General features: G+C 64.5%; 15 protein-coding genes, 1 tRNA gene and 2 pseudogenes. 9 read left to right on the forward strand and 9 right to left on the reverse strand.

Features of this window, described 5'->3' with window-relative positions; all coding sequences use genetic code 11:
- Positions 1-87: 87 nt before the first annotated feature.
- Positions 88-261, reverse strand: coding sequence for a DUF7838 family putative zinc beta-ribbon protein (locus HTUR_RS27365; protein WP_012943478.1), 174 nt, complete (start codon positions 259-261; stop codon positions 88-90).
- A 149-nt stretch (positions 262-410) separates the two neighbouring features.
- Between HTUR_RS27365 and HTUR_RS11425 the strand changes: the two genes are divergently transcribed.
- The 3 genes from HTUR_RS11425 to HTUR_RS11435 all read left to right on the forward strand — a co-directional run bounded on the left by HTUR_RS11425 (position 411) and on the right by HTUR_RS11435 (position 1,441).
- Entirely contained in the window at positions 411-944 is a 534-nt protein-coding gene (locus tag HTUR_RS11425; protein ID WP_012943479.1) for a cob(I)yrinic acid a,c-diamide adenosyltransferase, read from the forward strand.
- 88 nt (positions 945-1,032) lie between these two features.
- On the forward strand, positions 1,033-1,323 hold the full coding sequence (locus tag HTUR_RS11430; RefSeq protein ID WP_012943480.1) for a DUF7553 family protein: 291 nt from the start codon (positions 1,033-1,035) through the stop codon (positions 1,321-1,323).
- A gap of 43 nt (positions 1,324-1,366) precedes the next feature.
- Positions 1,367-1,441 (forward strand) — tRNA-Val (locus HTUR_RS11435).
- A gap of 407 nt (positions 1,442-1,848) precedes the next feature.
- Here the strand turns inward: HTUR_RS11435 and HTUR_RS11440 are convergent.
- Positions 1,849-2,670: a DUF7344 domain-containing protein gene (locus tag HTUR_RS11440; RefSeq protein WP_012943481.1), complete on the reverse strand. Its 822-nt coding sequence runs from the start codon at positions 2,668-2,670 to the stop codon at positions 1,849-1,851.
- A 256-nt stretch (positions 2,671-2,926) separates the two neighbouring features.
- On the opposite strand from HTUR_RS11440, the gene HTUR_RS27370 reads away from it, so the two are divergent.
- Complete coding sequence (locus HTUR_RS27370; protein ID WP_187291451.1) at positions 2,927-3,067, forward strand: hypothetical protein; 141 nt, start codon at positions 2,927-2,929, stop codon at positions 3,065-3,067.
- Positions 3,068-3,112: 45 nt separating this feature from the next.
- On the forward strand, positions 3,113-3,589 hold the full coding sequence (locus tag HTUR_RS11445; RefSeq protein ID WP_343122701.1) for a MaoC family dehydratase: 477 nt from the start codon (positions 3,113-3,115) through the stop codon (positions 3,587-3,589).
- Positions 3,590-3,684: 95 nt separating this feature from the next.
- Here HTUR_RS11445 and HTUR_RS11450 read toward each other — a convergent pair whose 3' ends face one another.
- The 6 genes and pseudogenes from HTUR_RS11450 to HTUR_RS11465 all read right to left on the reverse strand — a co-directional run bounded on the left by HTUR_RS11450 (position 3,685) and on the right by HTUR_RS11465 (position 7,285).
- Positions 3,685-4,092, reverse strand: coding sequence for a hypothetical protein (locus tag HTUR_RS11450; protein WP_012943484.1), 408 nt, complete (start codon positions 4,090-4,092; stop codon positions 3,685-3,687).
- Positions 4,093-4,163: 71 nt separating this feature from the next.
- Positions 4,164-4,838 carry a peptide-methionine (S)-S-oxide reductase MsrA gene (locus HTUR_RS11455; RefSeq protein ID WP_012943485.1) on the reverse strand — a complete coding sequence of 225 codons (675 nt, stop codon included), beginning with the start codon at positions 4,836-4,838 and terminating at the stop codon, positions 4,164-4,166.
- Between the two features lie 95 nt (positions 4,839-4,933).
- On the reverse strand, positions 4,934-5,077 hold the full coding sequence (locus HTUR_RS27375) for a hypothetical protein (protein WP_012943486.1): 144 nt from the start codon (positions 5,075-5,077) through the stop codon (positions 4,934-4,936).
- A gap of 612 nt (positions 5,078-5,689) precedes the next feature.
- Positions 5,690-5,947, reverse strand: a pseudogene (locus HTUR_RS28795) (archaea-specific SMC-related protein); the annotation flags it as partial.
- Positions 5,948-5,992: 45 nt separating this feature from the next.
- Positions 5,993-6,271, reverse strand: a pseudogene (rdfA, locus tag HTUR_RS28800) (rod-determining factor RdfA); the annotation flags it as partial.
- Between the two features lie 237 nt (positions 6,272-6,508).
- Positions 6,509-7,285: an IclR family transcriptional regulator gene (locus HTUR_RS11465; RefSeq protein WP_012943488.1), complete on the reverse strand. Its 777-nt coding sequence runs from the start codon at positions 7,283-7,285 to the stop codon at positions 6,509-6,511.
- A gap of 145 nt (positions 7,286-7,430) precedes the next feature.
- On the opposite strand from HTUR_RS11465, the gene HTUR_RS11470 reads away from it, so the two are divergent.
- Positions 7,431-8,627, forward strand: a complete 1,197-nt coding sequence (locus HTUR_RS11470; RefSeq protein WP_012943489.1) for an acyl-CoA dehydrogenase family protein — start codon at positions 7,431-7,433, stop codon at positions 8,625-8,627.
- 3 nt (positions 8,628-8,630) lie between these two features.
- Positions 8,631-9,629, forward strand: coding sequence for an MBL fold metallo-hydrolase (locus tag HTUR_RS11475; protein WP_049941708.1), 999 nt, complete (start codon positions 8,631-8,633; stop codon positions 9,627-9,629).
- A gap of 37 nt (positions 9,630-9,666) precedes the next feature.
- On the opposite strand, the gene HTUR_RS11480 is transcribed toward HTUR_RS11475, so the two are convergent.
- On the reverse strand, positions 9,667-10,605 hold the full coding sequence (locus HTUR_RS11480; RefSeq protein WP_012943491.1) for a D-2-hydroxyacid dehydrogenase: 939 nt from the start codon (positions 10,603-10,605) through the stop codon (positions 9,667-9,669).
- 321 nt (positions 10,606-10,926) lie between these two features.
- Here HTUR_RS11480 and HTUR_RS11485 point away from each other — a divergent pair, with 321 nt between their 5' ends.
- Positions 10,927-12,465 carry a molybdopterin-dependent oxidoreductase gene (locus tag HTUR_RS11485; RefSeq protein WP_012943492.1) on the forward strand — a complete coding sequence of 513 codons (1,539 nt, stop codon included), beginning with the start codon at positions 10,927-10,929 and terminating at the stop codon, positions 12,463-12,465.
- A 260-nt stretch (positions 12,466-12,725) separates the two neighbouring features.
- Positions 12,726-14,081 carry an ABC transporter substrate-binding protein gene (locus HTUR_RS11490; RefSeq protein ID WP_226377441.1) on the forward strand — a complete coding sequence of 452 codons (1,356 nt, stop codon included), beginning with the start codon at positions 12,726-12,728 and terminating at the stop codon, positions 14,079-14,081.
- Positions 14,082-14,179 lie beyond the last annotated feature (98 nt).

Consider the following 14,179-nt stretch of genomic DNA (forward strand, 5'->3'; position numbering starts at 1 on the left):
GGTTCCGAAGGCAGTGGCTACCCGAGTTCGAGTCACCGACGTTCGAAAAACGGATACGGAATCGAAATCGTCGCGTCTGGCCGTCAGTTACGCGCTCGAGTCGACGGCGGTGCCGTTGTCGCCGATTTTCACGAAGCCGTAGTCGCACTCCGGGCAGTGCCACTTGACCTTTTTGCCGAGGTGCAGCGTCGTACTCGCCGCGCGGTAGAAGGTCTGTTCGGTGCCGCAGTTCGGGCACTCGTGATCGAGTTCCATGGCCATGCGCGGCGATTGGGCGCCGCGGGTGTAAAACGTACTGGTTGCGCCACGGCGGACGTCCGAACTCGTTCGGTCCGTCTGCGTCGGCGTCCGATCGAGCGCTCGAGCGACGGTCGGCGGGGATTAAGTGCGTCTCGTCCGTTCACTCGGACATGTCGATCTACACAGGTCGCGGCGACGACGGGCAGACGGATCTCCGGGACATGACCCGCGTCTCGAAGGCCAGTCCGCGCATCGAAGCCTACGGCACCGTCGACGAACTCAACGCCCTCGTCGGGACGATCCGCCCGACCGGTCACGACGACGTCGACGAGCGACTCCGGGAGATCCAGAACCACCTCCACGTCGTCCAGGCCGACTTCGCGAACCCCGATCCCGACGAGGATGACCCCGCGGTCCGCGCCGACCACATCGAGACCGTCGAGGACTGGATCGACGAGTACGACGAGGAACTCGAGCCCCTGCAGTCGTTCATTCTGCCGACCGGCAGCGAGCGCGGTGCGCAACTCCACCACGCCAGGACCGTCTGTCGACGCGCCGAGCGGCGGGCGGTCGCGCTGGCCGCCGAGGAGGAGATTAACGAACAGGCCGTCCAGTACCTGAACCGGCTCTCGGACGGCCTGTTCACCTTCGGTCGCGTCGTCAACGCCCGCGACGGCGAACCGGAAGAGTCGCCTCAGTACTGATTTCGCGGATCCGGCTCCTCGAGGCCAGTGACGGGCGATCCGCGTTTCTGTCCCCTGCGAAAGGACTATATTGACTGCTCGCCTCTCTATGGAAGAGAATCACATGAACAAACACTTCCACGACAGCCGGTACTACCTCGCTCGCTCAGCCGAACACGCGAAACTCGGACTCGGCGAGACGCTCACGCCCTACGCGACGCGGCTCCGCGCGGCCGTCGGCCGGGACGAAGAGCCGGAGGAGGAACCGACCCGACTCGAGGCGGTCCGCGAGGAATTACTGGACCTCGAGCGGAAAGCCGAGGCACAGGCCCGTGAGGCGGCTGGGAGCGCTCGAGCGACGCTCTCGAGGCCCGGAGCGGACGAGCCAGTCGACGCCTAGTGAAAGGAAGTCTTAAGTCGGACGCACTGATACAACCCCCTGCGGGTTGGTGATCTAGTCCGGTTATGATACCTCCTTCACACGGAGGAAGTCGGCAGTTCAAATCTGCCCCAACCCACTACTTCTGTCGCGAACAAATCCGTGAGCGACAGAATCGTTACGTTGGGCAGTTTGAACTAGACCGAGGTTCTGCGCCGAAGGCGCAGAACCTCGGACGTAGTTCAAATCTGCCCCAACCCAGGAACTTCCACATCGGTTTCGCAGGATCCCACAGGAGAGTCGTCTTTCGACTTGCCTGGTGATTGCAACTCACGTCGTCCACACCGCTTTTCGTCCGAGCCCGGTGTCGGACTGCGGTTCGCTCAATCGAACTCGCTCGAGGTCGGGGAACCGATCGTTCGGTCAGAGAGACATCTCACCCGTCAATTGCTGTCACCAGCTCGAGACTACCGAATCGGGAGCCTCGTACCGGCCGGTATCGGTGACACTATTCTCGAGCGTATCCATCGCAGCGAATAGTCTCGGTCAGGTTTCGAACGGAAGGTCGCTGAAGAACTCGTCGCTCTGGTAATCGAGGTGATCCAGTCGCGGACCGAGCAGTTCCCGGATGAGGACGACCAAGGGATTGGTCGGTCCGTCGCCGATCATCGCGGTTTCCGTTTTCGTCCCGTCGGGGTTCTCGTCCCAGAGACCGACGACCACGTGCTCCCGATCCGCGACTATCAACCGACTCACCTTCGGATAGCGCGCCTGTTCGTACATCCAGTCCATCTGCGGCTCCCATATCGTCGCTTCCGGAAGGCGGTCACGAAAGAACTCTCGAGCCGCTCGGCTTTTCGTCCCGGCGTGGAACGCGACGCCTCGCTCGATGGCCCTCTCCGCATGGGGGAGACAGGCCTCGTCGAGCAATTCGTCGGAGGTGTAAATCAGAAACAGTTCGTTTTCGGCCGTATCGGCCAACCTCCGACAGTGATCGTACACGTCTTCCCGACCCTCCAGTCGTCCGACGGTACTCTCGTTCGGTCTGTGCCCCGTTCTGAGCCGTGAGAACAGTTCGTCGAGTAGCGCGACGTCCATCCATTCGGCGTCACCCGCCGAGTGGTTCGCGCTCGTGACGAAGTTTTCGTCGGGGTCGTACGCGACCAGGCCCGCTTCGTCGAGCCGAGGGAGGTGATTATGATAGAGTGAGACGACCAGCTGCTCGTTGTCCTCGTCGGTCTCCGAAGCGAGCCGTTCGGCGAGCTCGGTCACGGAGAGGCCGCGAGACGCATCAGTGAGAACGGATACTACCGCTCGATTAGTGGCCTCCGTCAAGAGCCGGATTATTTCTTCCTCTTCCGAATCCATTACCAGTGGATATCTCGGTGACGATAATAAGCAGAAGGTTTCAGTTTGGTCACATAATTATCGAATATTAGCCCATCAATTTTTGTTATATGTGAAATTTCATTGAGAATCAACGAGTATCTACAGTATCGAATCTCCTTCGGTGATTCCTTGCGAGCCGATCAACTCCTTTCAGGCGACGGTCGATCAGTTCGACTGATCGTCTCGTTCCCGACCGTGACGAACGCTTAAGATGACCCTCGTGGCACGATATAGTATGGCATACAAGCTCCAGTGCGACAGTTGCGATCTCGAGCGGGAGTGTACCGACTGGGCCGACGCCAATCGCGACGCCAGGGACCACGAGGCCGAGTACTCCGACCACTGGGTGACCATCCACGAGTTACAGCGGGCCTGACGCGGTCGCCCGGCACCCGGCAGTAGTTCCCCTTTCCACAGGCTCTTGTTCGCACACCACACTGACAGCAGTATGCAGTACTATGAGGACATCGAGATCGGAGACACCCAGGAGTGCGGCGAGTACACCGTCACGAAGGAGGAAATTCTCGAGTTCGCCGAACAGTACGATCCGCAGCCGTTTCACACCGACGAGGAGGCGGCCGCGGAGTCCGCGTTCGGCGAACTCGTCGCCTCGGGGTGGCACACCGCGTCGATCTGCATGCGGCTGCTCGTCGACGGCTCGATTCGAGATCAGGCCAGCATGGGCGCTCGCGGCGTGGACGAACTCCGCTGGAAGCGGCCGGTCAGGCCCGGCGATACGCTGTCGGTCCGGACGGAGGTCGTCGACAAGCGCGTCTCCGAGAGCGATCCGAAACGCGGCTACGTCGACAGCCGCCTCGAGGGAATCAACCAGAACGACGAGGTCGTCATCTCCTGGATCGGACTGGGGATGGTCGAGCGCCGGAATCCGGACGCGTAGCCGGCGCCGCCGAGAGCGGCCACTGCAGCGCAGCGACACCGGATCGTCCGACGCGGCGCACTCGAGACGGACCGTTGCCGACCGCCGGCGTCACCTCACTCTGCCGGACCCGCCTCGAGATGGGCGGCGAGAATCGCCGTCTGAACCGTCCGCAGGTCGGCGTCCTGGATGGTGGCGGCGGCCCGGAACCGCTCGCGAACGTCGGTGACTCGAGTCGGGTCGGCCGCGAGGTGGACGAGATCGAACGCGTCGGGATCGGTCCGTTCGGCGGCCGCGAAATCCGCCCGATCGTAGAGGTCGGCGAAGGCGTCCACGACGTCCGCGACGAGGTCGTCGGTCGCGTCGGCGCCCGGATCGCCGACGGGGACCGAATCCGCGGTCTCGTCGAAGTAGTCTCCGACGTCGAGGACGCCCGCTTCGTCGTACAGGTACTCCTCGAGCGCGTCGGTCACTGGCGCCGAGAGATAGACGCCGAACACCTTGTATCGGTCGTCGCCGGTCATGGCCGGTTGTTCGGCCTCGAGATACAAATAAGGACGATTGACGGTCGACTCGATCGAACACAGGGCGTCGATCAGAATCGCCGTCGGAGCTCCGTCCGCACCGTCGGCGGGAGGTCCAACGCCGCCAGCAGTTCGTCCCGCTGGGCTGGATCACCGTGTCCGGCGGCGAACCCGTTCAGTCGGGCGACGACCGTCGAGTCGACGAACGCGTCGCTGTACAGCGCCTCGAGTTCGTCGCCGACGACCGGCGTCGAGCGGAGTTCGTACTTCTGGTGGTACTCCTCGGCGCGGGTGAACTCCTCGAGCCGTTCGACGTCGGTCGCGGCCGACCGTCCGGCTCGGTCCTCGAGCGCGGTCCGCCGGCTGACGGCGGTCTCGTACTGGTCGTCGTCGCCTGCGAGGACGACGCTCCGGTACTGGCGTTTCGGCGCCGTCGACGCCCAGTCGTGGATCGACCAGTAGGTCTCGAGCAGGTCGTCGTAGGACAGTTCGTCCGGGTCGTACTCGAGCTGGACGACTTCGGTGTGGTCGCCGAGCGCGTAGTAGCTGGGCTCCGGCGTCGTGCCGCCGGCGTAGCCGACGCGCGTTCGGACGACGCCCTCGACGGCGCCGAACCGCGCGTCGGGTCCCCAGAAACAGCCCGCGCCGAATGTCGCCGTCGCCGTCTCGTTCGACGGCACCGTGCCGGCGTCGCGCTCGAGAGATTGGATCGTCGACGCCGTCCCGTTCGCGTTCGAATCGGCCATATCGAATCGAGGGGCTCGAGACGGATGCGTTCGTCGCCGGCGCCGTCGCTGTGCACCCGTGCGTTGGTCGACTAACCGCCCACCATCGGCCCCGCTCAGAACTCGTAGTGAGCGATCTCCGACGAGCCGCAGGTCGAACACGCCTCGGGCTCGTGATTGAACTTCTCGCCGCAGTTCCGGCACTCGTAGAGCTCTCCCTCGTCGCCGACGAACTGCTTAATTTTCGTAACGACCCCCATCCATCCACCCGTTCGGGAGAGACGACCATTAATCAACGGGCCAGCATTGTTCGCGGGCTATCACGTCCGATGACCGTCACAGTAGTACGACTTATCGGGAAGCGATCTTCAGTGCCGAAACCGGTTCGTCCGCCCGAATAAATCATTAATACATTATCAATACAAAAATAAGGTAGGTTATCGAAGCGTACCGACAGCAGAATTGGAACTACATTGGTATTTAGCGGCTTTAGTCATCTAATATCTCACTAAACCCCTTTTATATCCACATATGGACGCTATCCACTCGAAATATGAACAATCGTTGATATATGTAGTTAATGTGGAGTGAAAACGATAGGCGGACGGGGTGATGATCGAAACTCTGCAGATCAGGGCATAGAACCCTCGAATAGATGGTCATTCGTCACTACCTAGTTATATACAATATTTTATATAACTCTAAATTTAACTGTCTGTTCTCGTATGCTTCTTCACTCTATCCAATTGTCCGATATCCATCGCCCTGTCCGTAGCGATCGCCGATCGAAAGGTCTCGCTCGAGGACTGTCGCCGCATCGAAGTCGACGGAGAACCGGGATCGCAAGGGCGAGGGGCGTCGTCGCGCCGAATTCAGATCTCCGTGACGTAGGCGTAGGTCTCCGGGAGTGCCTCGGCGTCCTCCCGGAGGAGCGCGACTACGAGGTAGTCGACGTACTCCTCGAAGTAGTCGACGAGCGCGGCGATGCGATCGGTGTCGATCGCCTCGGGCGAGTCTAGCAGGACGAACGGGACCGTCTCGTGGGCTTCGTGGACGAGAAAGACGGCGAGCGCGAAGATCAGGCCAGTGACCTCGCGTTCGCTCTCCGAGAGGTGCTCGATCCGGTCCTCGCGGCGTTCGAGTTCGTCCTCGATCAACGCGAGTCGGTCCTCGAGATCGCGACGCTTGCGAACCGCGTCGGACCGCGGGACGGCGTCGTCGGTCAACGTCCGATACAGGTGGTCGACGTCGGCGTCGGAGACGGACTCGCCCGCGTCGTCGAGCGCCGCCCGGACCACGGCGCGGTTGAACGCGGCCGCGGGGTCCCGGAGACTCCGCCGTTCGGTGCCGTCACCGATCCACTCGGCCTCCAACCGCGCGTCCCACTCGTCGAGACCGTAGTCGTCGATGACGCGTTCGACCTTGGTTCGCCGCCCGCTAGCGTCCTCGCCCATATGAGTGAAGAGTCATTCGACAAACACAGGTGTTCCGACCGATTCCACGACCGTCCGGCGAACCGACTCACCTGCCATTACAGGCATATGTCTGTAATTCCGGGCTGCGTTCCGTCTGACTGAACGACGGAATTCGTCGATATCCTCGCTCATCCCCTCATCCGTCGGGTAGGACGCTATCTCCCGGATGATACGCTCGTTCAGGACTGGTGAACGTCCCCGTGCGATCGACCCCGGTCAGTCCGAGAAAAGAAGGTTGACCTCGATCGTGTTCGCCGCGGAGAGCAATTGATCGCGTAGCTCCTCGTGGTCCCACTCGCTCTCGAGTCGGTGTTGTGGCCCGACGACACAGATAGCGCCGTAGACGGTGCCGTCGTTGCCGTGAATCGGCGCGCCGATGGCGCTGATCCCGGACAGGTACTCGCCTCGGTTGTAGGCGACTCCCTCCTCGCGGATCTCCTCGAGTTCCGCGACCAGGGTCTCGTAGTCCGTGATGGTCTCGTCGGAGAACGCGGGCAGCCCCCAGTCGTCGACGATTCGATCGACCTTCTCGTCGTCGAAGTGGGCGAGCATCGCCTTGCCGATCGCCGAGCAGTGGAGGTACGTGGGGGTTCCGACGTCGATATTCGAGGAGACGGAGCGCTCGCCGTCGTGGGCGCCGATGACGATTCCGAGCCCGTTCTGCTCAGTCGAACAGAGCACCCGCTCGCCGGTCCGGTCCGCTAGGTCCGCCATGGGCGTTTCCGCGGCGTGGTACAGCGGCTCGGCGTGTTTGACGTGCTCGCCGAAGGAGAGAAATCGGAGGCTCAGCCGGTATTCGTCCCCGTCCTGGACGACGTACCCCTTCGAGCGCAGCGTCGTCAGGTGCGCGTGAACTGTACTCTTGGCCAACCCCGTCCGCTCGGTCAGTTCGGTCACTCCGGCCCCCTCGGCCTGCCACAGCGCCTCGAGGATGTCGAGGGTCTTGACGACTGCCTGTACCCTGTTCCCACCTTCCGCGTTCGTTGTTGCCATACATCATCTTCACCGGACGGAGTGATATAATTGTTCCACCCTACTGAACAGCGGTCCTGCCGGTTCGGTCGCGGCGACCGGCGAGTCGGCCGGCCGAGATATGTGTCATGGTAACACTTATAGGGCACGTTCTGTCATATGGCCTATGGACTTCAGCGAACCGTCCGAAGCGGTGCAGATCAAGAAGGCACTCGACGGCTTCATCGAACGGGAAGTCGCCCCGCTCGAGAACGAGTACGATCAGTTCCTCGGCGCCGACTACGAGAAGCACATCGTCGACGAGAACCACCGACAGGTCCCCGAATACCGGAACGTCGTCGAACAGATCCGGAAGAAATCGGTCGAGGCGGGCTTCTACGGAATGACGATGCCCGAAGAGGTCGGCGGCGGCGACGTCGACATCCTCACGCGGGCGATCGTCGGCGAGCACATGTCGAACCGGCCGCCGGGATTCCACAGCGCCGTCTTCGGCGGCGCCGGTGGGCCGACGCCGATCCTGCTCGAGTGCGACGACGAGCAACGCGAGGAATACCTCTACCCGCTGATGGACGGCGAAATCACGACCTGCTTCGCGCTGACTGAGCCCGGACACGGCAGCGACGCCCACTACATGGACACTCGAGCCGAGAAGGACGGCGACGAGTGGCTCATCAACGGCCAGAAGGTGTACATCACGAACGGGCCGTACGCGGACTTCGCGATGGTGTTCGCCCGGACGAGCGGCGACGACGGCGACCTCGAGGGGATCACCTGCTTCCTCGTCGATGCCGACAACCCCGGCTTCGAGGTCGGCACGATCCACCGCGCAATGGGGATGACCCCCGGCACGCACGCTGAACTCCACTTCGATGACTGCCGAGTCTCGGAGGATCAGGTGCTGGGCGAGGTCGATCAGGGGTTCCAGTCGGCGATGAGCTGGATCGGCGGCGGCCGGATCAACATCGCCGCGGGGTCGGTCGGCACCGCCCAGTTCCTGCTGGACATGTCAGTCGACTACGCCCGGAACCGAGAGACCTTCGACGAGCCGATCGGCCACCGACAGGGCGTCTCCTTCCAGCTGGCCGAACTCGCGACGGACATCGAACAGGTCCGCCAGCTCTACCGCTACGCGGCCTGGAAGATGGACAACGGCGAGCGCGCCCGCAAGGAGGAGTCGATGGCGAAGCTCCGCGGCGCCGAACTCGCCAACGAGGCCGCAGACATCGCGATGCAGGTCCACGGCGGCGCCGGCTTCATGAAGGACCTCCCGATCGAGCGCAACTACCGCTCGGCCCGCGTCTTCCGCATCTTCGAGGGGACCGACGAGATCCAGAAACGAACGATCGCCCGCGAACTCATCTGAGCGATGAGTACGCCGACGGATCGCGCATCGGGGTCGGTCTCGATGCCGATCACGCGACTCGATTTCGACATCGAATGGCCGCCGAAACACGCCGCTGCGTATCTCGTCGAGACGCCGGCACCGGTGCTCGTCGACACCGGCGATCCGGCCGACAGGGCCGCAGAGACGATCCGCGAGGCGCTGGCCGAGCAGGGCCACGAACTCGCGGACGTCGAAGCGGTCGTCGTCACCCATCCCCACAGCGATCACATCGGTCAGGTACCGCTGCTCCGCGACGCCGGTGCGACCGTCTACGCGCCCGCGCCGGCGCTCGAGCGACTCGAGCGCGACGCCGACGAACTCGCCGCCGGCGTTCACGAGATCGGCCGGTCAGTGGGCTACAAGGGCGAAGCGATCGAGCGCGAGGCCGAACGCGCCCGGGATTCGCTGCACCGAAACCGGCGCCTGCTCGATCCGGACGAGGCCGTCGGGTTCGCGTTCGACGACCCGATGACGGTCGCGGGACTCGAGTTCGAGCCCATCCACACGCCCGGTCACCAGATCCACCACGCGAGCCTCGCGGCGACGATCGATGGCCGGCGCGTCCTCTTCAGCGGGGACGCGCTCATCGAGCCGTTCCGCCCGGGGGCGATTCACGTGGGGATCGATCACGGGGCCTACGATGCCGTCGACGCGTTCCACGAGGCGATGGACCGGCTCGAGGGCAGATCGTTCGATCGGGTCTTCCCGGGCCACGGCCCCGTCTTTACGGACGCCAAGCGGGCCGTCGAGCGCACGCGCAGCGAGCTCGAGTCGCTGACCGCGGAGGCGCTCGAGGCCGTCGTGACGGTCGGACCGGCGACGCCGATCGAGGTCACGCGAAACCGCACCGGCGAGATTCGATATCCGGCGCAGGTACTCGACACACTCGGCGCGCTCGGCACGCTGGAGCGGCGAGAGCGGGTCCAGTACAAGGACCGCGACGGCGTCCGCCACTACTCGGTCAGGAAGGCCGGGCCGTGATCGAGCGACGGACCGACGGGACACAGCATGCGAGCGCTCAGACGACCCTGTTCTCGAGGTCCTCCCCGCTTCGGAACCGGTCGTAGTTCCGCAGGAAGACATCGGCACACCGCTCCCAGTAGTGGGGCGTCGATCCCGCCATGTGGGGCGTCACGAGCACGTCGTCGCGGTCCCACAGCTGGGACTCCTCGGGCAGCGGTTCCGCCTCGAAGACGTCGAGCGCGGCGCCGCCGAGTTCGTCGCCCTCGAGCGCGTCCACGAGCGCCGGCTCGTCGACGACCTCGCCGCGGGCGACGTTGACGAGCACGGCGTCGTCGTCAAGCGTCGCCAGCGCCTCGGCGTCGATCAGTCCGCGGGTCTCGTCGGTCAGCGGGCAGGCGAGGACGAGATAGTCGCTGTCGGCGAGGACGGACTCGAGGTCGTCCGGCCCGTAGACGGCGTCCAGCGCCGCGGGCGCGTCGGTCGGATCGCGTTTCGTGCCGACGACCCGCGCGTCGAAGGCGGTGCAGTAGTCGGCGACCTGCGAGCCGATCGCCCCGACCCCGACGATGCCGATCGTTCGATCGCCGAGTTCGCCGCCCGTGTAGCGCTCCCACTCCTGCTGGCGCTGCTGAGCGATCGCGCGATCGAAGCGGCGTTCGAAATGGAGCAGATATCCCATCACCTGCTGGCCGATCGGCCGCGCGTGGATGCCCGAAACCGTCGTCAGCGCGACGTCGCGGGCGGCGAGCGCGTCGTGATCGTACATGTCCGTGCCCGCGCTAAGCGCCTGAACCCACCGCAGGTCGTTGGCCGCGTTCAACACATCGTCGGGGAGCCGTCCGGTCACGACGACCTCGGCGTCCACGACCGCCTCGAGCAGCGCGTCCTCGTCGGTGACGTGCTCGAGGTCGATCCCGGGCCGACGATCGCGAATCTCGTCGATGAGTCGCGGACTGTCGTCCCCGAAGAGATGCGGCGTTACGACGACGGTCATCGGTCCTCGCGATCGGATGTGCGTCGTACGCGTGCGGTGACTCTCGGTGGACGACAGTGTGTGCGAGGCAGCATGCTCGTACCGATCATTGCGCCGACGAGAACAAAATAGTACGTGTCGGTACTCCCGCTCAGGGATGACGGCGAACCGGTCGCTCGGTTCCGTCGGCTCTCCGCTCCTCGGACGGGATCGGAGAACGCGCGCAGACCGAGGACAGCGGCTGTCGACCGTCGACGGTGCGCTCAGCGCGGCCGAACGGCGTTCCGGAAACCGGCCACAGCCGCGAAGCTTTCATGTCCGCCCGCCCCATATTGGCAGATAATGTCACGCGTGTGGAGGTCGATCGCTCGGGTGCGCACGTGGCTTCCCGTGGTGGCCGTGGCGCTCGCCGCGGGGCTCGCCGCCGTAGGCGGGTCGTACCTGTCAGTCGGTCGGCGGCCGGCCTTCGTCGCGACGCCGGTGGACCGCGTCGTCATCGCGGCTAGCCCCGAGGCACTCGTGACCGTCGCGATCACGCAGTTAGGGACGCTCGGCCACCAGGTGGCCTTCCTGACGGCCATCGCGCTGACGTGTCTCCTCTTCGGGCTGTCGGCGCTGCCCGGCGTGTTGCTCCTCCGGTGGCGCGAGCCCGTCCCCGACGCGCTGGCCCGCCGGAGCGTCAGGACTATCGGCGGCGTGATCGCCGGGACGGTCCTGCCGGGCGCGCTCGCGTTCGGGCTGACGCGGTCGCCGGTCTCGAGCGCCGGCACCGCCGCAGGGGTCGGACTCGTCCTGCTGGTGACGGCCGGGACGGGTGTACCCGGCGCCGGCGCGGACGGCCCCCTTGGATCGCTGGGACGGCGGCGCGTCCTCGGGGCCGTCGGGTCGGCGATCGGCCTGAGCGCGGTCGGACTCTTCGTCCGCGGAACCGGCGAGGAGTCATTTCCGCCGGGCCTCGAGATCCCCGAGGACGCCCGTCCCGAGGTCCGGGAGCTGCTTACGCGGGCGAAAGATCAGTCCCTCGCCGTCGAGGGGCTCGAGCCGCTGGTCAGCACAGACTTCTACGAGGTCGACATCGCCAACGTGAACCCCGACGTCGACCGCGGGGCGTGGTCGCTCTCGATCACGGGCGCCGTCGAGGAGGAAGCGGAGTACGATGTCTCGGACATCGAGGCCATGGAGCTGGAGGATCGGTTCGTCACGCTGCGCTGCGTCGGCGATCAGTTGAACGGCCGGCAGATGGACACCGCCCTCTGGGGCGGCGTTCCCGTCGAGCGACTCCTCGAGGAGGCGAACCCTCGAGGCGACCGCGTCGTCCTGCACGGGGCGGACAGCTATTACAACGAGTTCCCGATCAACGCGCTGTGGCCGGGGCTGTTGGCCTACCGAATGAACGGTCGCCCGCTGCCGCGGGCACACGGCGCGCCGGTGCGCGCGCTCGTCCCGGGCCACTGGGGCGAGATCAACGTGAAGTGGCTGACCGAGATCGAGGTCCGCGACGAGGACACGATGGGCTACTGGGAACACCGCGGCTGGCACGGCACCGGTCCGGTCGAGACGGTCGCCAAGCTCTGGCAGGTCAACCGCCTGGGCGGCGGCCGCGTTGAGGTGGCCGGTCACGCCTACGCCGGCACCAGAGGGATCGAGGCCGTCGAGGTCTCGACCGACGGCGGCGACACGTGGGACGACGCCGAACTGTCCGATCCCCTCCCGGGCGAGGACGTCTGGCGACAGTGGCGCCACGAGTACGGAGCGTCGGGAACGCACGAGATGATCGTCCGGGCACGCGACGGTGACGGGGACCACCAGATCCCCGAGGAGGACGGTCCGAAGCCCGACGGGGCCACCGGCTGGGTCTCCAAGACCGTCGGACCGCAGTGAATACGGAACCGACGGCCGGGAACCGAGAGCCCGATACGACGCCGTCCCTTCGCTGCGTCCCGCTGCAGATTTCGGCGGGCAGCCGGCCTGCTACATAATAGCGCCCCGTAATAGCAGCCAAGAATACCGGAGTAATCTCAGAATAAATAATGAGGTTTTATATGGGTGGTTCCTGTTAGCACTGTACGTGCGTGGATTGATCACAGATGTCGAAAAGCAACTTCAATAGACGTCAGGTACTGACGGGAACCGGTGTCGGAGTGGCGGCAGCCGTGGCGGGCTGTCTGGGTGGCGGTGGCGGCGACGGTGACGTCCACTTCATCACGGACTACTACAACAGCCAGTGGGAACAGCTCTGGGGAGAGCTCGAGTCGGAGTTCGAGGACGAGACTGACATCCCGATGAACATCGAGGAAGGGGGAATGTCCGGCACCCAGGAGGGTCGACTCGCCCAGTTAATCCAGTCGGGTAATCCGCCGGACGCCAACACATCGACGTTCGACCAGGTAGCCGACATCTGGGAAACCGGTCAGCTCGATACCGTCAACGACGTCGTCTCGTCGATCGAGGAGGTCAACGGGGAGATCAACACTAACGCGTTCCTCGGTGAGGGCGACGAACTCTACCAGATCCCCCACGGCCTGTACGTCTCGAACTTCCAGTATCGGGCGGACATCTACGAACAGCTCGGGCTGGAGGAACCGAAGACTTTCCAGGACGTCCTCGACAATGCCCAAGCCATCGACGAGGCGGACGACGTGGACGCCCGCGGGTACGGACTGGCCGGGATGCCGACCGGCAAGAGCCAAGACGAGTTCCTGGTACTCCTGGCGAGCGCGGGCGTCTCCGGCATCGGCCTCCGCTGGAAGGACCCTGACGCGCGCGAGGAACTCGAAATACACTTTCCCGAGGAGGAGGTGACGACGGTGCTGCAGTATATGAAGGAGCTCTCCCAGTACTCGCCCGACCCGACCAGCATCGGCTGGGCGGAGTCGCTCAGCCAGTGGGTCCAGGGTCAGTACGCGCAGTGCTATCACCTCAACGCCTGGCCGGTCGGCGTCACTGCGCTCACGGCCGAGGCCCAGGACAGCGACGCCCTCCGCGGGCTGGCCGAGGCCACCCAGGTCCGGGCGTACCCGACCTGGGGAGAGATCGACAAGGACGAGAACTGGTTGTCCGCACCGGCGCCGGACGGCTATCACGTCTTCTCGAACGGCGACAGGCCGGAGGACGTCAAGCAGTGGTTCGAGTGGCTCTACGCCGACAGCATGGAGCGGACCGTGCGGTTCTACGAGGCGGATCCGGGCCGGTTCCTGCCGACCTACTCCGACGTGATCGAGTCCGACGCGTTCCAGAGCCAGGGCATCTTCGAGGCCCACCCCCACCTGCTCGAGAAGCTCCAGTACTGTCAGGACGAGATCTGGGGCAACCACTACGGCAGCGTCGACGAGGCCAACATCTCCTCGCCCGAGTCGCTGTACATGCAACGCCAGTGGTTCTACGGCGAGATGGTCAACAGCGTCGTCACCGACTCGATGACCGTCCAGGAGGCCTATGAATGGGGTCTCGGGCAGCTCGAGCAGGCGTTCCAGGAGGCCCAGGAGACGTTCGGTTGATTGACCGCGACGGCATCGATCCCTCATTTCCCGCGTTCGGCGTGGAACGAACCGTTTACGGGCGACCGTGACATTAACATACATGGGTGAAGAGGATT

Source organism: Haloterrigena turkmenica DSM 5511 (assembly GCF_000025325.1).
Lineage (GTDB): Archaea > Halobacteriota > Halobacteria > Halobacteriales > Natrialbaceae > Haloterrigena > Haloterrigena turkmenica.